Raw genomic sequence first — 19434 nt, 5'->3', positions numbered from 1 at the left:
TTTGCTTTAAATTTCCCTCAGAGTGTCGCAACCACGGCCTTGGCGAGGTCATCGAGCCGGTCTTCCTTGAGGCCCGCGACGTTGAAGCGGGAATCGCCGACCATGTAGATGCCGAACTCGTCTCGCAGGCGGTCGACCTGCGCTTCGGTCAGGCCGAGACGCGAGAACATGCCGCGGTGGTCGGCGATGAAGTCGAAGCGCGAGGAGTTGGACTGGCGACGGAGCGCCTCGGCAAAGCCCTTGCGCAGGTTGAGCATGCGAAGCCGCATGGCTTCGAGTTCGGACTTCCAGTCGGCGCGCAGTGCATCGTCTTCGAGGATGATGCGGACGGCGGCGGCGGCATGGTCCGGCGGCATGGAATACAGCACGCGGGTAGTGGCGAGCGCCTGGCTGCCGGCGATCTTTGCGGCTTCTGCGTCCTTGCCCACCAGGATGACGGCGCCGACGCGGTCGCGGTAGACTGAAAAGTTTTTCGAGCAGGATGTGGCGACAGCCATTTCCGCCACCTTGCTCGCGAGCAGGCGAACGGCGGCGGCGTCTTCCTCCAGACCATCGCCGAAGCCCTGATAGGCAAGATCGACGAAGGGGAAGAGGTCGCGTTCGACGAGAAGATCCACGACCGGAGCCCACTGCTGGATCGTCAGATTGGCGCCGGTCGGGTTGTGGCAGCAGCCATGCAGCAGAATGATGTCGCCGGCCTTCGCCTGCTTCAATCCCTCTAGCATCGCATCGGCCTTCACCGTGCCGCTTGCGGGATCGAAATAGGGATAGGTCGCGGTTTTGAAGCCTGCAGCCTTCAGGATCGGCACATGGTTCGCCCAGGTCGGATCGGAGAGCCAGATGGTGGCGTCAGGCCGGGCCTTTGCGAGTAAGTCGGCGATCGTGCGCAGCGCGCCCGAGCCGCCCGCTGTCTGGCAGGCGAACATGCGCGAGAGATCGGCCTTCTCGCCAAAGACCAGCTGCAGCATAGCCTTGTTGAAACCTTCATCGCCCGCCATGCCGACATAGGTCTTCGTCGTCTGGCTTTCATAAAGGCGCTTCTCGGCCTCGCGCACGGCCCGCATGATGACGGTCGCACCCTGCGAATTTTTGTAGACGCCGACGCCGAGATCCATTTTCGTCGGCCGCGCATCGTTCTTGAACAGAACCGAGAGGTTGAGGATCTTGTCGGGCGGGGCGGGGTCAAGGGTTTCGAACATGGCTTTTCCTTTGGATTGAGATCAAGTGCCGATATGCTTTTCGCCGTGCGCCTCGGCGCGTTTCGCCTGCCGTTCACGCTCGCGGAAGCGGTTGCGATCGTCTCGCTGCGAACTTCATTAGCATTGCGGACTAGTAGCGTCTTCGCAAGAGTCGCAAAACCGTCGCGGCGCGTGTCAAAAGTCTTCCGATGCGGATTATAGAAAGATGAGCCGCCTTCCAGGATTTTGCCAGCTCCGTGTGAGTAGCTAGTAGTTTGTCGTGCGCAGATGGATGATTGTGCGACCATCGCGCACCAAAAACTATTCGGGCTGGAAGGACCAAGGAACGACGGGCAACTCCTCACGAGACGCGTCAACGGTCCATCATGATACAAAACGAGCCTCCGCCGCAGTACATAGCTGATCCAAGGTTAGCCTTATTGCAACATTTTGCTGCACGTATCGAGCGCAGCCAAGTTGCCCCTTGTCCACGGCCATGGTGCGCCTAGATCAACACAAGAAAGGGTTGCATTCACTTTAGGCTGGGCCTCGCATGATGCCTTGCGGTTGATAATTTCCGGAATTGCCAATGATCTGGAACCACCGCATCACCCGTATTCTGGTCGGCATATCGCTGTTCGCGCTTGCGATCATTCTTATGCTGCCCGGCCTGACTGGCTTTACAAGCCTCGACGGTACAGTCAACGCGCGATTTGCGATCGTGAACGCTCCTATCGACGGCGAGGTCGCAGAAACGCCCCCCAAAGTTGGTGCGCGCGTGTTGCCAGGAGAGCCGCTCGCCTTCATACACAACGCCCGCGTGAACCGCGCAATACTGACTTCGCTGCAGGCCGACCACATGACTGCTGTCGAACATGCTACGGCGCTAAAGCGGGAACGCGATGAGCTTGTACGGCTTCGTGATCAGTTGGCTGCACGCATGGAAGTCTTTACGCGCACAACCATTGCCGACTTGGAGCGGCAAGTTGAGATTCTGAACAAACGGGTCAAGGTTTCCGAGGCGCAGGACAATGTCGCGCAAGTCGACTTTGACCTCCGGCTGGCGCTTGAGGCGAAGGGTATCCTGTCCACCAAGATGGTCGACGCCGCCCGAGCCGCCTGGAAAGCGGCGGGGGGCGAACTCGAAATCAGTGGCTTGACAGTAGCGCAGCTCGAACAAAAGCTGGAAGCCGTTCGCCAGGGTGTTTTCGTTCTAGGTGACGGCCAGAACGACGTGCCCTATTCCCGCCAGCGACAGGATGAGGTGATTGTTCGTATCAACGATCTCAACACGCGCATCGCCGAAAACGAAACTCGGGCCGCACAGGTGCAAAAGCAGCTGATTGAGGAGGAAAACCGCGTCCGCAGTCTCACTTCGGCATCAGTTCCATCGCCTTTCGATGGCGTCGTGTGGAGTAGCAACATCGTCAACGGCTCGAACGTCATCCTCAATACCGAACTGATGCGCATACTCGATTGCAGCGATCTGTTCGTCGATATCCTTGTTCCGGAAGTCGATTACCAAGAGATTTATCCTGGCCTTGCTGCAGAGGTGCGCTTGTTAGGCGCAGGTGACGTCTTCAAAGGCGTAGTCCTATCGGTAAGAGGCAGCTCCGCGGTCGCCGAGAAGGACACACTGGCAGCCAATCAGCCCGAAACAACCAAACGCAACGATCGAATACGTGTGGGCCTGGCTCCCTCCGCTCTCAATACGGATTTTTCGAACTTTTGCCAGGTGGGGCGTTCTGTTCAGGTGCGCCTGCCCAAACCTAACATCGGCATATGGCAGTGGGTGGAAGGCCTGTGGTTCAGTCTCTTATAGCACTGGCGCCGACGTTTTTGGTTTTGGGGTTCTTTTTGCTTGGACCTTTCAACTGGTCGCGTAACCAGAGCTGGACGCGCGCAATCACATGCGCTGTCGTTGGCGCCATCGCATTGCGCTATCTGCTCTGGCGGTTATTCGAGACGGTACTCCCTTATCCCAACGATGGCCTCAACTTCTACTGGGTCTGGTTTCTGTTCATCGTAGAAATTCTCGCATTCTTTGAAGTCGTCCTCTTCCTGGTCTTGATGAGTCGATATGTGGACCGGAGCGCAGAAGCGGACGGGCTCGCGCGAGACTTCTTTAGAGGCGACGAGGATGAATTGCCCACGGTGGATGTGTTCATTCCAACCTATAACGAGCCGCTCGACGTCCTGGAACGGACGATCATTGGGGCGCTTGCGCTCGATTATCCGCAAGACAAGCTGAAAGTCTACGTGCTCGACGATCAGCGTCGTGATTGGCTCAAGGCGTACTGCAAGGAGAGGGGAGCAATCCATGTCACACGGCCTGACAACAGCCATGCCAAAGCCGGCAACATGAACAACGGTCTGAAGGTCAGCTCCGGCGACTTCATCGCGATATTCGATGCTGACTTCGTGCCCTATCGTCACTTCCTGCGCCGCACGCTGCCCTTCTTTTCCGAATCGACCATCGGCATCGTCCAAACGCCGCAGCATTTCTTCAATACCGATCCGGTGCAGTCAAATCTCGGTCTGGAAAATATCTGGCCGGACGAGCAGCGTTTGTTCTTTGATGAAATTGCACCGAGCCGAGATATCTGGGATGTCAGTTTCTGCTGTGGGTCATGCTCGATCGCGCGACGCAAGGCGATCGATGAGATTGGGGGTTTTCCGACGGAATCCATCACAGAGGATCTGTTGACCACCCTTTCCCTGCTCAACAAGGGTTACAAGACCCGCTACCTAAATGAGCGCCTGTCGATGGGATTGGCCGCTGAGAATTTGACTGGCTATTTCGTACAGCGCGAGCGCTGGTGCCAGGGCGGAATTCAAACACTCTATCTTCACAACGGCCCGCTGCGCGGCCCTGGTCTGTCACTTTTTCAACGCATCATGTTCCTTCCGCTGTCGTGGTTGGTGCAGTATCTGGTGCGCTTTACGATATTGATCATCCCGATCGTATATCTCTGGTTCGGCTTGCTGCCGCTCTACTTCACCAACGCTGCGGACTATATTTCCAATCAGGTGCCGTTGCTGACGGCCTATTTTCTTTTGATGCTCTGGATAACACCGACGCGGTATTTGCCCGTCGTATCGAGCGCAGTCGGAGCTTTTGCGACGTTTCGGATGTTGCCAACCGTCATTTCCAGTGTGGTGCGTCCTTTCGGCAAACCGTTCAGGGTGACCCCGAAGGGCAGCGGCAACGAGGCGATTGGATATGATGGATACAGCCTTGCCTGGATAGCGGTGTTGATATTGGCGACGGCCATCGGTCTTGTCATCAATATTGTGCCTGAGACCTCCCATGTCGAGGCGCAGTTCTCACCGATTGCGGCTTGCTGGGCGGGCATCAACATTGTCGTTCTCGCTATCGCGTCCTTGATCTGCTTCGAGAAACCGCGACGGCTCTTCGATGCGTTCAAACTTGATGAAGCGGTTCACGTCGACGGCGTTCCCGGCCGCGTGGTCAGTCTGGCGCTCGACAAGGCGGTCGTTGCCGTGCCGCCGGAGACGCGCTTTGCGTCCGCCGATGTCACGCTGTCGCTCGAGGGTTTTTCGCCTTTGAAAACGGAATTAAGGATGGTCACCCAAAGACGAAGGAGCATTGCTCGCCTGGGCGACAAGGAGGCCTTCTACCTGCACCTCCATTTCGATCTTAGCGGTTCTGCCCGCGATAAGATGATCGTCAAGCTTTATACCGGGCGTTACTCCCAGGACGTTCGTGACATTGACAAAGTCGCGGTCTCGATCAACCTTCTGCTTCGGACTTTCGGTCGAACCCGGACGCTTTGAGCGAGGTGTCTCCCGGCCCGGCACTTACACAAAATTAGCGGGATCGGACAGCGGAAATGGCTGCTTAGCCGCATCAAACCTTTGCTGCCGGGAAGGCGAGGAATGACCGTGCCGATACGGCCGGCGCGCGGCGACGTAGCCAGTCATCCGGATGGTCGTTCGGCTGAATCAAACGCACATCTGCGGCACGGTCAAGCCGGCTTCCCATCATGCGTCGGCACAGTCCTGGGATCTTGACGCAGGCCTGCGTTCGTTCGGCCCTAACTGTTAAACGTGTCATCATTGGCCTGGCTATCAACGCCAAACGGGAGCTAGCGCACGCCCGATCCTAGTCTTGCCCCAGCCCCTGTGGCTAGCGGCCAATCCCAAACCTAAGTTTGGATTACAGGCGTTTGAGGGTGGTTGTAGGGTTGCTGGAGCCGCCACCAAGGAGCGCTCGAAAACGACACCTTCAGAAACATAGGTTCGAGCGCCGGATCCATGACGGTATGTGACATCAGCGTCCTACCGGGTGGAGAGTGACAGGCTGGTCTTCACGCAAAACAGGAGCGCGTCATGTCGCAGGCAGAAACAAAACCCCGTATGAATCCGCAGCAGCCAAATAGCGGCTTGGAAAACACCTTTCATCTCGGCAAGCCAGGAACTGGCGAGTTGGTTCCATCGCGCTACGCGCTGCGGATCGGCGAAATCGATGTCCTGGTGGTCAGCGACGGGGTGCTGCCGCTGCCAACCAAGATGTTGGGACACAATGCCGACGCCGCGGACCGGGCCGCCTGGCTGGACGACATGTTCCTGCCGCCGGACGCTTATGATTGGGCGCTGAACGTGGTCGTGGTGCGCAGCGGCGAGCAGACCATACTCATCGACGCTGGGCTAGGGTTGGACCCGGACCTGAACTTGCCGCGGGCCGGGCAGTTGATCAAGCGGCTTGAGGCCGCCGGCATCGATCTTGCGTCCGTGACCGACGTGGTGCTTACCCACTTGCACATGGACCACATCGGCGGGCTGCTCATCGACGGGGTGAAGGATAGCCTGCGTCCGGACCTGCGCATCCACGTGGCGGCCGCCGAAATCAAGTTCTGGGAGGCTCCCGATTTTTCTCACGTCTCCATGCCGCCGGGGTTCCCGGACGCGCTTCGGGCGGCCGCCAAGCAGTTCTCGAAGGAGTACCGTGGTCAGCTACGGCTATTCGATGAGGAATACGAGGTGGCACCGGGGGTAGTCGTCCATCGCACCGGCGGCCACACCCCAGGCCACAGCGTGGTCCGCCTGGTGTCCGGCGGCGAACGACTGACCTTCGCCGGCGACGCCGTGTTCGCGGTCGGGTTCGAACACCCCGACTGGTACAACGGCTTCGAACATGACCCCGAGGAGGCAGCCCGCGTCCGGGTGCGTCTCTTGCGGGAGTTGGCGGCGAACGGGGAACTGCTGGTGGCCACTCATCTGCCGTTCCCCTCCGTCGGCCATGTGGCGGTCACCGGCGACCACTTTCGTTCGGTGCCGGTCTTCTGGGACTACTGACCGCTTATTGGGTTAGGGCCGAACTAGACGACTGCATGCGTTTGAACAGCTAGTCGATCGCTGCCTCACCGCCTGTATCCTCGCCGACGTAGACCTCGGTTTTCAGTACCGCTAGGAGGTCGGATCATCTCGCGCCCGCGCCGCGCCGGCTTGTACTCGGGCAGCGCGGGTGCATCTGTTCGAGATCAGCCAGCCTTTAGACGACGGCCCTTTTCATCAGCCTGGTTCGGCCTCCGAGGATTATCCACTCTGAGTGGATAATCTTTAAAGCGATAGGGGAATTATCAACGGCTGCGATATAGGGCACTTAGGACCTGAGAGATTGCTCGCGAGGGATGATCGCAGGAGATTGCAATGGTTGAACTACCCCGTAAGGAAGAATTCGAGTCCACGAATCCGGGCATAAACGGAGACGATCCCGCCGAACAGGTCGCGTCCGCGCCTGTTGCCGCTCCCCGCCGGAAATCTGCCGTCAAGAAGGGTGCGCTTGCCTTAGTCCTGTTAGCCGGAGGGGCGTATGGCGTCCACTTCGGCCACCACTACTGGACCGTCGGCCGATTTATCGAGTCCACTGATAACGCCTATGTAAAGGCAGACTACACGACGGTTGCTCCGAAGGTGGCCGGCTACGTCAAGGAGGTGCTCGTTAATGACAACGACGCCGTAACGGCAGGGCAGGTTCTTGCGCGAATCGACGATCGTGACTTCCAGGCGGCACTGAATCAGGCGCGGGCCGACGTGAAGGCGTCGGAGGCTGCGATCACGAATATCGACGCGCAGATCGAACTGCAGAGATCGGTCATCGGTCAGGCTCAGGCGTCGGTCGATGCATCGAATGCTTCGCTTGTCTTTGCAAAGTCCGAGGCCCAGAGGAATACGCGCCTGATCAGTACCGGGGCGGGGACGCAGTCGCGCGCGGAACAGAGCCACTCTCTGATGGATCAGGCGACAGCCGCAGTCCAACGCGACCAGGCTGCGTTGATTGCCGCGCGCGACAGGGTGCCGGTTCTAAAGAGCCAGCGCGACCAGGCGGTCGCTCAACGGGAACGAGCCGCCGCGGCCGCACAACAGGCCGAACTGAACCTCTCTTACACGAATATCGTCGCAGCGGTCGACGGAACAGTCGGCGCACGCTCGATCCGCGTTGGACAGTATGTCACCGCTGGCACGCAGTTGATGGCGGTGGTGCCCCTGCATTCGGTCTATGTCGTTGCCAACTTCAAGGAAACGCAACTCACCTACGTTCGGGCGGGGCAGCCGGTGGACATCAAGGTGGATAGCTTTCCAGGCCTCGAAGTGAAAGGGCACGTGGACAGCGTCTCGCCGGCGAGCGGCCTCGAGTTCTCCCTGCTTCCCCCGGACAATGCGACGGGTAACTTCACAAAGATCGTCCAGCGAATCCCGGTGAAGATCGTGATCGATGACGAAGCCCGCGCGGCTCAGCTCCGGTCCGGTATGTCCGTAGAGCCGGAAATCAACACAAGGCTCGCGCGGCTCTCGGAAGCGAAGTAGGCGCTGGCGGGTAACCGTCTCCCTTTTCCGATCACAGAAATACCGTGGTGAAGATTCCGCAACTGCGGAAGGAGCAATGTTATGGCTACACTTAAGCTCGTAGCGAACAACAAAGAGCCGCCGCAGGCTGCATCGTCTCAATCCGCGGCATCCGGGATGAGCCCTCTCCGGATGTGGTGCGCGGTCGTCGGATCGACCTTGGGCGCATTCATGGCCGTCCTCAATATCCAGATCGTCAACGCGTCGCTCGCAGACATTCAGGGCGCGATCGGGGCGGGCAAGGATGACGGCGGCTGGATCTCGACTTCATATCTCATTGCGGAAATCGTGGTCATACCCCTCAGTGGCTGGCTCGCCCAGGTCTTCTCCCTCCGGAAGTACCTTCTGACCAACGCCATTTTGTTTCTGGTCTTTTCGGTCGCTTGCGCGTTTGCCGCAAATCTCGAGCAGATGATCGTGCTCCGTGCCATCCAGGGCTTTGCTGGTGGCGTCCTGATCCCCATGGCCTTCACGATCATCATCACGCTGCTGCCGAAACCCAAGCAACCGATCGGACTGGCGCTCTTTGCGCTTTCGGCCACGTTCGCTCCCGCCATCGGGCCGACCATTGGCGGATACCTGACAGAGAATTACGGCTGGGAATTCATCTTTTACGTGAACCTCGTCCCCGGCCTGCTGATGGTCGCTCTGCTCTGGGCATCGCTCGATGAAGCTCCGATGAACCTGGGCTTGCTTGCCAAGGGGGACTGGCCCGGAATCGCCACTTTGGCGATCGGCCTTGCCGCCCTTCAAACGGTGCTGGAGGAGGGCAACAAGGAAGATTGGTTCGGATCCGAGTTCATCGTCAAGCTCTCGATCGTCGCCGCAGTCTCTCTGACGCTTTTCCTGATCATCGAGTTCAAGACCGCTAACCCGCTTCTGAATCTGAGGCTCCTCGCGCGCCGTAACTTCGGGTTCGGTATCTTGGCGAACACTATGCTCGGCATCGCGCTCTATGGGTCTGCGTTCGTGCTGCCGATCTATCTGGCGAGAATCCAGGGCTACAATTCCGAACAGATCGGCATGGTGCTTGCCTGGACCGGTATCCCGCAGCTTATTCTCATTCCGCTCGTTCCCAAGCTGATGAAGCTGATCGATGTCCGGTTGTTGATCGCCGTGGGCTTCGCGCTGTTTGCTGCCTCGAATTTCATGAACGTGCACATGACTGGCGACTATGCCGCCGACCAGCTTTTCTGGCCGAATGTCATCCGTGCCATCGGGCAAGCCCTTGTCTTCGCGCCGCTCTCGGTCGTCGCAACGGCAGGCATCGAACAGGAGAATGCAGGCTCCGCATCGGCGCTGTTCAACATGATGCGCAACCTCGGTGGCGCGGTTGGAATCGCCTCGCTTCAGACCTTCATATCGAAGCGTGAGCAGTTCCATTCGAACATCCTCACGAACTCGATCAGCATCTTCGAAGAAGCCACACGAAATCGCGTCGCCAAACTGACAAATTACTTCATGAATCACGGTGTCAGCGACCAGGCTACTGCTACCCATAAAGCCATTGTCGCTATCGCGTCCAGCGTGCGTAAGCAGGCCAACATCATGGCTTTCAGCGATGCGTTCTTTCTGCTTGGCGCGGGTCTCGTCGTTGCTTTGTTCGCAACGCTTCTCCTCAAAAAGCCAAGCGGCCAGATGTCTGGCGGCGGCGCACACTGAACAGCAATTCTCAAGGAGATCACCATGAACACGATCACACGAGAACCGATTTCCCGGACACACCGCGGGAGCGTCGGGCCCAACGTCGATCCTGGCTCCATCCTTGCCGTCCTGGAATGGCTCGCCGGCGACGAGTGCCATTCGATCGACGAAGCCGGCTTGGTTGCGGGTCTGGGTCTCAGGCTACGGCAGATCGGCCTCCCGATCGACAGACTTACGCTCCATCTGACGACCCTTCATCCCGAGATCCTTGGCCGAACGGTCGCATGGGCTCCATCCGAACCCGTCGAGATCCATGACAGGGATCACGGGATCAAGGTCGAGTTCGCCTCAAGCCCACTGGTCAAGGTGATGGAGTCACGTGAGCCGATGATCGTTGATGCGGGCGACCGACAGTCTCCATGGCAGCATATCGACGTGTTCGCGGGACGAAATTTGGTCCAGCTCATGATTGCGCCGCTCTGCAACGTCGACGGACCGGTGAGTGCGGCGGGATTTGGGACGAAGCGGCCAGGCGGCTTCACGCTGTCCGAAATCCGTGTCATCGAGCGGATCCTGCCTTCGTTGCGCAATACCTGCGAAATGCGGGTCATGCGTCACGCCGAGCTGTCCCTGCTCGATACGTACATCGGGCCGATGACGGCTCAACGAATCCTCGCCGGCAAAATCCGTCAGGGCGAGATCGAGACGATGCAAGCAGCACTTCTGCTTCGCGACATGAAGGGATTCACCGAACTCTCCAATCGTCTGCCTGACGAAAAGGTGCTGGAACTGCTCAACGCCTACTTCGATGCGGTGATCCCTGCGATCACGGGCAACGGTGGGGAAGTGCTGAAGTTCATGGGGGATGCGGCACTCGCATTCTTCCCGACATCCGACGCTGTGGTTGCGTGTCGACGCGCGTTGGCAGCAACCGCTGAGATCTTCGCCAATCTTGCCGGATTCGAACCGAACGGTGCCCGCGTCGATGCAACAGTGGGATTGCACTATGGCAAGGTGAGCTATGGGAACATCGGCTCCGGACGGAGGCTGGATTTCACGGTCATCGGTTCGGACGTCAATCTGCTCAGCAGGATACAGACTGCCTGCGGGGGGCTCGGAAAGTCGATTCTCATGTCCGACACGTTCCGTCGTAGCTCCGGGGCCGACAACATTGTCTCCACCAAATTTCACCGTCTGAAGGGTTTTGCGGATCCGATCGAGCTGTTCACGATTGCCGAATAGAAAAGGCCTCCCTCCAACCGGTCTCGACTGCCAGCACGGAGGCCGACTGTCCGGCCTGCCGCTCGCTCAACGGGTGCCGGATCGGCAACCCATACCGTATGCGGATCAGCCGGACGTCTGTTTTGTCCGGAGACGTTCGGCATAGTTGGCGTCCAGGTGGCCGACGCTGACCGGAAGGAGTCTTTCAAGACCCTCTCGAAGCTCGGTTTCGTCCAGTGAGCGCTGCGTGCATGACTTCCCAATGTGGCAACCGCAACAATCTTTTGGCTTCAAATGGGTTTTGGGACGTGCCGACAATCCGTTTTCTGGGTCAGACCCCGTCAACGTAAACCAACGTTGGGCTAGCAAGGGAGATCGCTTCGGGAGCTAAGTACCCGTTGCACTCCCGACGCGAAAACCATGCCTCGTCCTATGGATAGACGCTTGGGGACCTCATCCTCCGGGAGGTCGGGATAAAGCTGCGACTTTTGCGAGTTGCATCATCGGCTTCGCCACAGGAGAAAGAAATGAACAAAGCCATACCGATCGTGATCGTGTTGGCCGCCTTGGGAGCTGCCGCCTTCAAGTACGACGTGCCCGCGGCCCTAGGGATTGCGCGTAACGCTGACGAGGAACTGGTCCTCTACGGCAACGTCGACATCCGCCAGGTCTCGCTTGCGTTTCGCGTAAATGGTCGCATCGAGGAAGCTATGGTCGATGAAGGCGACGTCATAAAGCGCGGCGACCTTCTGGCGCGCCTCGACAGGGATACGTACGATCATGCCGTGAGCTCGGGGGAAGCGAACGTGGCCGCCCTGCGCGCGACGCACGAGAAACTGGTCGCTGGCCCACGTCGAACCGAGATCGCGCAGGCACAGGCCACTCATGACGCAAGCGTGGCGGACCTCGAAAAGGCAAGTTTGGCCTACGACCGGGCGCGGCGACTACGGCCGCAGGGGACGATTTCCGAGGCCGGGCTGGACGAGGCGACTGCAGCGAGAGCGATGGCTGCAGCGCGTTCGGATATGACGAAGCAGGCGCTTGCTTTCCTGCAAGAGGGTAGTCGCGTCGAAGATATCGCCACTGCCGCCGCGCAGGTGAAGGCAGCTGAGGCCGCACTTCTCACCGCCAGAACTTCTCTGTCGGACACCGAGCTGCGCGCACCCAATGACGGCGTCATCCTGTCGCGCATCAAGGAGCCAGGCGCGATCGTATCGTCATCCGATCCGGTGTACGTTCTGTCGCTGACAGCGCCCGTCTGGGTGCGTAGTTACATCGGCGAAGTCGATCTCGGTCGGATCTATCCGGGGATGAAGGTCAAAATCGCGTCCGATACCGATCCCGATAAGACCTACGATGGAACGATCGGCTTCATTTCTCCAGTCGCGGAATTCACGCCGAAGTCCGTGGAGACACCCGAGCTACGTACCGATCTCGTCTATCGACTGCGCGTCGTCATCGACGCGCCCGGCCAGGATCTTCGCCAGGGCATGCCTGTGACGCTTCGCTTTCCGGAAATCAAGGCGGCGACGAAATGAACGTCGTAGCCGACACCGCCCTTGCTGCCGACTTCGTCCGTCTCGACGGTGTGACCAAGCGCTTCGGGCAGGGAAAGCCGGCGCTGGACCAGGTGTCTGGCTCCATTCGTGGCGGTGAGATCACAGGGCTGGTGGGGCCGGACGGCGCTGGAAAGACGACCCTGATCCGCTTGATGACCGGCCTGATGGTGCCGGACATCGGAGGAGTCGAAGTTCTGGGCTTCGGCACGCGCGAACGCTCGGCCGAGATCCAGGCGGCCATCGGCTACATGCCGCAGCGCTTCGGCCTGTATGAGGACCTCTCGGTCCAGGAAAACCTCGAGCTCTATGCCGACTTGCGCGGTCTTCCGAAGCAGGACAGGGCGACCATTTTCGACGAACTGCTCACATTTACCGACCTGAAGCGTTTTTCCACACGCCTATCCGGAAAGCTTTCCGGAGGAATGAAGCAGAAACTCGGTCTTGCTTGCGCTCTCTTGAAAAAGCCTCGCTTGTTGCTTCTCGACGAGCCTGGCGTCGGCGTCGATCCGATCTCCCGGCGCGACCTCTGGAAGATGGTCGAAGACCTGATCAAGGAGGGCGTGGGCGTCGTCTGGTCGACCGCCTATCTCGATGAAGCGGAAGCCTGTGATCGCGTTCTACTGCTGAACGACGGAAAGCTGCTGTTTTCGGGCAAACCGCAGCAAATGACTGATCGGGTTAAGGGTCGCGTGTTCAGGGTGAGCGGAGTCTCCGGGCGAAGGCGCACGATGCTGGCAAAGCTGCTCGACGAGGACGGCATTGTCGATGGCGGGATCCAGGGCGAGGCGATAAGGCTGGTAACGACCCCGGGTCGTGAAGCACGATTTGCGGCCAGTGGCGACGCCAAAGTGGGCCCTGCCGAGCCCCGCTTCGAAGACGCCTTTGTGGACATGCTGGGTGGAGGGCCGGGCGGACGCTCCAGGCTCGCGGAGGCTCAAGCTTCCCTGGTCGCCAGGCGAGAGGGACCGGTCATCGAAGCCAAAGGACTGGTCAAGCGCTTCGGCGACTTCACCGCAGCCGACAACATCACCTTCGAGATTCCGAGCGGTGAGATATTCGGGCTGCTTGGACCGAACGGTGCCGGCAAATCGACCACCTTCAAGATGCTCTGCGGTCTGTTGAAGCCGACGGGCGGCGAGGGACGTGTGGCGGGCTTCGATCTGCGCCGTGATGCAGCCCAGGCGCGCAACCGTCTGGGATACATGGCGCAGAAGTTCTCTCTGTACGGCGATCTGAGCGTTCGGCAGAACCTTCAGTTCTTCGCGGGGGTTTACGGTCTCACAGGTAGCAAGAAGCGCGAGCGTATCGAGTTGATGACGTCGATTTTCGACTTCGGGCCGCGCCTCTCGATGTCGGCAAAAGACCTTCCGCTCGGTCTGAAGCAGCGGCTGGCGCTTGCATGTGCGGTGATGCACGAACCGCAGGCCCTCTTTCTCGACGAGCCCACCTCGGGTGTCGATCCTATTACCCGGCGCGAGTTCTGGACCCATATCAACGGTCTGGTCGAAAAAGGCGTGACGGTCCTCGTCACGACGCATTTCATGGACGAAGCCGAATACTGCGACCGCATCTCCCTGATCTATCGCGGCCGATCGATCGCTCTCGGCTCCCCGGATGAGCTCAAGGCCAGCGTCGTCACGGAGGAAAACCCCGATCCGACGATGGAAGACGCCTTCATCGCACTCGTGCAAGGCTCGGAAACGAGGGATGCCAAATGACCGGGCACCGCAACCCACCGCAATCCGGCCGCGCCCTTCGATTTGTCGCGCTCGTTCGAAAGGAAAGCCTTCAGGTCATCCGAGATCCGAGCAGCATTCTGATCGCCTTCGTGCTGCCGCTGATCCTGCTTTTCCTGTTCGGCTACGGCATCTCCCTGGACACGAAGGAGACGCGCGTCGGGGTCGTCATTGAGGATGTGACGCCCGTCACCAGCGATCTTGCAGCGAGCTTCCAGGCTTCGCGCTATTTTTCGGTGACGACGGGACGCGACCGCCGCGAATTCGAGGAAGATCTGGTCCTCGCGCGGGTTCGAGGCATCATCGTCATCCCGGCTGATTTTACGGACAAATACACGGCCGGAACCCATCCTCAGATCCAGGTGATCGTCGACGGGTCCGATCCGAACACGGCGAATTTCGTGCAGAACTACGTCCAGGGGGCTGTGGCGACGTGGCGGCAGCTTCGACAGTCGGAGACTGCGGCTGATGGACCGCCAATCAAGGTCGAACAGCGCTTCTGGTTCAATCCTGAATTGACGAGCCGCTCCTTTCTCGTTCCCGGCTCCATCGCGATCATCATGACGCTTGTCGGGACCTTGCTGACGTCGCTGGTCGTCGCCCGCGAGTGGGAGCGCGGCACGATGGAGGCGATCATGGCGACCCCTGTTACGGCAATCGAACTCCTCGCTGGCAAGATCCTTCCATATTTCGTGCTCGCGCTCGCATCGATGACGCTCTGTGTCCTTCTCGCGGTGTTCGTTTTCGGCGTCCCGTTTCGCGGCTCCATAGGTGCGCTCTACCTGCTGTCTGCAGTCTTCCTCGTTCCGGCGCTGGGGCAGGGGCTGCTGATCTCGGCAGTGACGAAGAACCAATTCCTGGCCTCGCAGATGGCGCTGATAACGGCGTTCCTGCCGTCCTTCCTGCTGTCCGGGTTTCTGTTCGAGATCAATTCGATGCCAGACGTCATCCAGTGGATCACCTTCGTGGTGCCGACCCGCTATCTGATCCCTTGTCTTCAGACCGTCTTTCTGGCTGGCGACATATGGCCGATGTTCTTTGGCTCCATCGGAGCAATGTTCCTGATCGGCTCTGTCTTTTTCATCCTCGCTGCCCGCAGCACACGGAAAAGGATTGCCTGAGATGTGGTGGTCGAGATTGATAGCCCTTGTGGTGAAGGAGTTGCTGGCGGTGCTTCGTGACCCGAAGGGCCGCGCCATTCTAATCGGACCGCCAATCGTGCAGCTCGTAGTGTTCTCCTATGCAGCGACACTGGAGGTTCGCAACGTCGACGTGATGCTGCTCAATCGAGACGCAGGACATTGGAGCGAGGAGCTTGTCGCACGCATCCAGGGGTCGCCACGTTTCAGGCAGGTCATACTCACGGACAGTCCGCAGGCGGTACGCGAGGCGATCGACCGCCAGAGGGTGACGGCCGCCATAACCGTCGGCCCGGATTTCTCTCGTGCTGTCGAAGCCGGTGAGGCCGCGGACCTGCAGGTCTTGTTGGACGGACGTCGCTCGAACGCTGCCCAGATCGTTTCCGGCTACATCAACCAGATCGTGCTCGGCCTAGCAGCCGAGACACCGGCGGGCCAGCGGAAGGTGGCGACAGTGATAGAAACCGTACCGCGCTATTGGTTCAATCCAAACCTGATCTATCAGTGGTTCATGGTACCCAATCTCATTGCGAACATCGCGCTTCTGATAGGACTGATTGTGACCGCGCTGTCCATTGCGCGCGAGCGGGAGCTCGGCACTTTCGACCAGTTGATGGTCTCTCCGCTCCGCACGCATGAGATCGTGATCGGCAAGCTCACCCCGCCGATGCTGATCGGGCTCTTTCACATGACCGTCTACATTCTCGCGGCTGTCTTCATCTTCGCGGTTCCGTTGCGCGGTTCGCTCATCCTGCTTTACGCAAGTTCGCTGTTCTATCTCGCCTCGATCGCCGGGATCGGTCTTTTCATCTCCGCGCTGTCGATGACCCAGCAACAGGCGATCCTCGGCGCATTTCTCTTTCTTGTACCCGCGACGCTTCTATCGGGCTTCGCGACACCCATCGAAAACATGCCGGATTGGTTACAACCGATCACCGTCGTCAATCCGCTGCGGTACTTTCTTGTCATCGTGAAGGGCATATTCCTGAAGGACATTCCGTTGTCTGAAGTGGTGCGGCAGACCTTGCCCCTCCTGGCAATTGCCATCGTGACGCTGGGTGCGGCGTCTTGGCTGTTCCGACGCCGCCTCGAGTGATCGTGTCCCGAAAGCCATCGCTGCCAGGCTGGTCAACGGCTTGGTCTGCCTGCGATCGTGTGGTACTGAACGGTACCGCGCTTCCTTTTGCAGAGAGTTCTTTTGAAAACGCTTGCCCATAATGCACTGTCACCAAAAGAGGAAAGCAGGCGAGAGGAGATCATCGCCGCCTCCGCCTCGGTCTTTTTCGAGAAAGGGTTCTCCCGGACATCGATGGACGATGTAATAGCGATCATCGGCGGCTCCAAAAGGACCCTTTACAGGTATTTCCCGAGCAAAGACGAACTGTTTTTTGCGGTGGTGACAGGTGTCGCCGACCGCACGATGGAAGGGCTTAAGGTCAAGCACAATCGCGACCTTCGTCAAACCTTGATGACTTTTGGAGAAGGCTATCTGCGCACCGTCATTTCGCCGGACGGCTTGTCGTTGTTCCGCGCCGTCAGCTCTGAAGCGCCACATTTACCGAAACTCGGGGAACGATTTCTACAAGACGCTACGAACCGCGTTTCGCAACTCTTGGCGGACTATTTTGAAGAACAGAACCAGCGCCAGCCTGCGGAGCCGATCGGTAACCCCAAACTGGCTGCAGGGCAGTTTCTGGCTCTCGTCCGGGGGCAGATCCACATCGCTGCCCTGCTAGGGGGCCCAATTCCGAGTGAGGGGGATCTCGTCATTATGGTGAGCCAGGCAGTCGAGACATTTCTTCACGGCGCGGTCAGCAGGAAATCTCCGATTGAGACGTCCTAGCGATAACTTCTGAAGAGTTTGCGGACCATTTGACAGGTACGGTATAGTACCGTACCGATTCAACCAAGCAGTCAGACGTCGAAGCGCAGTCGCGCGACGGTCGGATCTGGCTTGCGCCGATAACCGATTGAGCGGCATCGCCTTCTACGTGGGTGGCCGCCCGTCCAGATCGTGAGGTATCATGGATCACGCGCCATCTCGGAACTCCAAGTCGGCAACACTCCCAGTCGATCCGCTTCAGGCGTCGGTAGCCGATATGACGAGCGAGCGCGTCATCGTTTACGATGCGGATCGCAGGATCCTCCATTGGAATTTAGCCTCGCAAGCTACCTATGGATGGGCGCAAACTGAAGTTATCGGCAGGCGGCTGGCTGAGTTCGTCGGCGAAGACGGCGTCGATTGGTCTGCGGTCGTCGCAAAGAGCCTATGGCAGGGCAGGGCTCGTAGAAAGACGGCGGCCGGCGAATTCGTTGAGCTGCGGCTGGGCGTCCAGGTACATCGCGATCAGGCAGGGGCGATCCTCAGCATCGTCGAAAGCGGTCGTCTCGCCGCCACTCCCGAAGCCACCAGTGCGCCTTGCCTGCAGATCGACCCTCAGGTCTATCGGGAGCTGAAGGGCAGCGAAGCGCGCTATCGTAATCTGATCAACAACGTGCCGCTCCCACTCTGGCAGAGAGATGCGCGGATGATGACCGAGGTCTTTGAAGGACTGAAAGCGTCGGGAGTTGGCGATATCGTTGGTCATTGCAAAGAAACGCCGGGGTGCGTGGAGCTGGCCAAGGAGTCGGTCCTCGTGACGGGCGTCAACGACAGTGCGATCAGGCTGCTTAATGCTTCCGGGAAAGGAGAACTGCTGGGGCCTGTTCGATATCTGTTTTCCGCTAGCCCGGAAACCGCCACGCGCATCATCGCGGCCCGTTTCAACGAGCGCTGCAATTATATCGAGGAGATGAAACTCCGCGCTTTCGATGGCCGGCTCCTCGATGTCCTGCTCTTCGTGACGTTCCCTCAAACACCTGACAACCCCGACCTCGCGCTGATAATGATGGTCGATGTCACGGCACAGCGCAGAGCCGAGCAGCAGCTCCGCAAAGTTGAATCGGATTTCGCGCATGCAGCCCGTGTTTCGGCGCTTGGTGAACTGGTCACGACGATTGCGCACGAGGTGCGGCAACCCCTGTCGGTGATCGTCACCGATGCGGACACCGGAACGCGTTGGCTGGATCGCGACGAGCCGAACATTGCCAAGGTGAAGGCGATCATGGCAAGAATCATGGAGAACTCGCATCGAGCCAACCAGGTGATTAGCCGGATCCAGGACATGACCGTCAAGCGGGATCCCGTGCGACAGCCAGTCGAGGTCAATGCCGTTGTCGAAGAGGCTTTGGCTATCGTGGCGGCTGAAAGTCAGGTCCAAGCCATTGCCGTTTCATCACGGCTCGATGATCGGCTTCCTATTGTCTTGGGTGACCGCATCCAGCTCCAGCAGGTGGTCGTAAACCTGCTGCTTAACAGTATACAAGCCATCTCCGTCTCCGCCCCAGAAATGCGAGAGATCTTCGTCGAAACGTCGATCGGCGAACGAGAAACCATGACCCTGTCTGTACGCGATACCGGTGGAGGCATTCCTTCCGGGCATCTTGATCGGATCTTCAATGGTTTCTTCTCGACGAAAACGGACAGCATGGGAATTGGCCTGGCGATATGTCGATCCATAGTCGATGACCATGGCGGCACGATCAGCGTGGCCAATGAAGTCAAAGGCGCGAATTTTCGGGTCACGCTTCCCATTTCGGTTCCTGACGAAACACCCAACGAATGATTCGGATACTCAGGCTGTGGACCGTCACTGGACCAAGCGGTCTGAAGTCGGAGAAATCGTATGCGAGATTGGTACGATCTCCGGCTGTTTGTCGCCGTCCTCTGTTCAAGAGTTTTCGCTGCTCCCGAACGGGAACTTGGCACGTCGCGCTCTACGCTCTGCCGTCGGATCTCGGCATTGGAAGAAAGATTGGGTGTCCGGCTGATTGACCGTTCGACCCGCCGTTTCTCGGTAACCGACATCGGCTTGCAATACTTTGAGCGATGCCGAGCCATGGCGATCGAAGCACGCGCGGCACAAGAGGTAATTGATCGCACCAAAGCCAAACGGTTATGTGCGTCAAGTTCAGCAAATTGAGCGGTCATGCGGCTTGGCGCATAGCGAGCTTTTTGTGCTCCCGTAGATCGTCCATGTTGATGTAA

Annotated in this window: 14 protein-coding genes and 1 pseudogene; 14 read left to right on the top strand and 1 reads right to left on the bottom strand. The window is 58.9% G+C overall.

All coding sequences use genetic code 11. The annotated features are described in order from the left end of the window. Positions 1-17: 17 nt before the first annotated feature. Positions 18-1199 (bottom strand): amino acid aminotransferase, encoded by a 1182-nt coding sequence (locus BSG20_RS28985; protein WP_072380948.1) that lies wholly within the window; start codon positions 1197-1199, stop codon positions 18-20. 568 nt (positions 1200-1767) lie between these two features. Here BSG20_RS28985 and BSG20_RS28980 point away from each other — a divergent pair. The 14 genes and pseudogenes from BSG20_RS28980 to BSG20_RS28920 all read left to right on the top strand — a co-directional run bounded on the left by BSG20_RS28980 (position 1768) and on the right by BSG20_RS28920 (position 19369). Continuing rightward, complete coding sequence (locus BSG20_RS28980) at positions 1768-3000, top strand: HlyD family secretion protein (RefSeq protein ID WP_072380946.1); 1233 nt, start codon at positions 1768-1770, stop codon at positions 2998-3000. After that, positions 2982-4976: a glycosyltransferase gene (locus tag BSG20_RS28975; RefSeq protein WP_072380944.1), complete on the top strand. Its 1995-nt coding sequence runs from the start codon at positions 2982-2984 to the stop codon at positions 4974-4976. Before BSG20_RS28980 ends, BSG20_RS28975 begins: the two co-directional genes overlap by 19 nt. 555 nt (positions 4977-5531) lie before the next feature. Continuing rightward, positions 5532-6497, top strand: coding sequence for an MBL fold metallo-hydrolase (locus BSG20_RS28970; RefSeq protein WP_072380942.1), 966 nt, complete (start codon positions 5532-5534; stop codon positions 6495-6497). A gap of 354 nt (positions 6498-6851) precedes the next feature. Then, on the top strand, positions 6852-8009 hold the full coding sequence (locus BSG20_RS28965) for an HlyD family secretion protein (RefSeq protein ID WP_072380940.1): 1158 nt from the start codon (positions 6852-6854) through the stop codon (positions 8007-8009). 81 nt (positions 8010-8090) lie between these two features. Further along, positions 8091-9710, top strand: a complete 1620-nt coding sequence (locus BSG20_RS28960) for an MDR family MFS transporter (protein ID WP_072380938.1) — start codon at positions 8091-8093, stop codon at positions 9708-9710. A 24-nt stretch (positions 9711-9734) separates the two neighbouring features. Continuing rightward, positions 9735-10934: an adenylate/guanylate cyclase domain-containing protein gene (locus BSG20_RS28955; protein ID WP_072380936.1), complete on the top strand. Its 1200-nt coding sequence runs from the start codon at positions 9735-9737 to the stop codon at positions 10932-10934. A 506-nt stretch (positions 10935-11440) separates the two neighbouring features. After that, positions 11441-12451 (top strand): secretion protein HlyD, encoded by a 1011-nt coding sequence (gene hlyD, locus BSG20_RS28950; protein WP_072380934.1) that lies wholly within the window; start codon positions 11441-11443, stop codon positions 12449-12451. Then, positions 12448-14190 carry an ATP-binding cassette domain-containing protein gene (locus BSG20_RS28945; RefSeq protein WP_072380932.1) on the top strand — a complete coding sequence of 581 codons (1743 nt, stop codon included), beginning with the start codon at positions 12448-12450 and terminating at the stop codon, positions 14188-14190. Before hlyD ends, BSG20_RS28945 begins: the two co-directional genes overlap by 4 nt. Then, positions 14187-15329, top strand: coding sequence for an ABC transporter permease (locus BSG20_RS28940; protein ID WP_072380930.1), 1143 nt, complete (start codon positions 14187-14189; stop codon positions 15327-15329). Before BSG20_RS28945 ends, BSG20_RS28940 begins: the two co-directional genes overlap by 4 nt. A gap of 1 nt (position 15330) precedes the next feature. After that, positions 15331-16443, top strand: coding sequence for an ABC transporter permease (locus tag BSG20_RS28935; RefSeq protein ID WP_072380928.1), 1113 nt, complete (start codon positions 15331-15333; stop codon positions 16441-16443). A gap of 102 nt (positions 16444-16545) precedes the next feature. Further along, positions 16546-17190, top strand: a complete 645-nt coding sequence (locus tag BSG20_RS28930; protein ID WP_072380926.1) for a TetR/AcrR family transcriptional regulator — start codon at positions 16546-16548, stop codon at positions 17188-17190. A 181-nt stretch (positions 17191-17371) separates the two neighbouring features. Further along, positions 17372-17680: pseudogene (locus BSG20_RS37840) on the top strand (PAS domain S-box protein); the annotation flags it as partial. A gap of 195 nt (positions 17681-17875) precedes the next feature. Further along, positions 17876-19012 carry a sensor histidine kinase gene (locus BSG20_RS28925; protein WP_244541466.1) on the top strand — a complete coding sequence of 379 codons (1137 nt, stop codon included), beginning with the start codon at positions 17876-17878 and terminating at the stop codon, positions 19010-19012. Positions 19013-19072: 60 nt separating this feature from the next. Then, positions 19073-19369: a LysR family transcriptional regulator gene (locus BSG20_RS28920; RefSeq protein WP_093041552.1), complete on the top strand. Its 297-nt coding sequence runs from the start codon at positions 19073-19075 to the stop codon at positions 19367-19369. Positions 19370-19434: the final 65 nt, after the last annotated feature.

Origin of the sequence: Rhizobium tibeticum, assembly GCF_900110205.1 — a bacterium.
Classification (GTDB): Bacteria; Pseudomonadota; Alphaproteobacteria; order Rhizobiales; family Rhizobiaceae; genus Rhizobium; species Rhizobium tibeticum.
The sequence above is the reverse complement of the archived record's forward strand: the minus strand, read 5'-3'. Positions and strand labels throughout refer to the sequence as shown.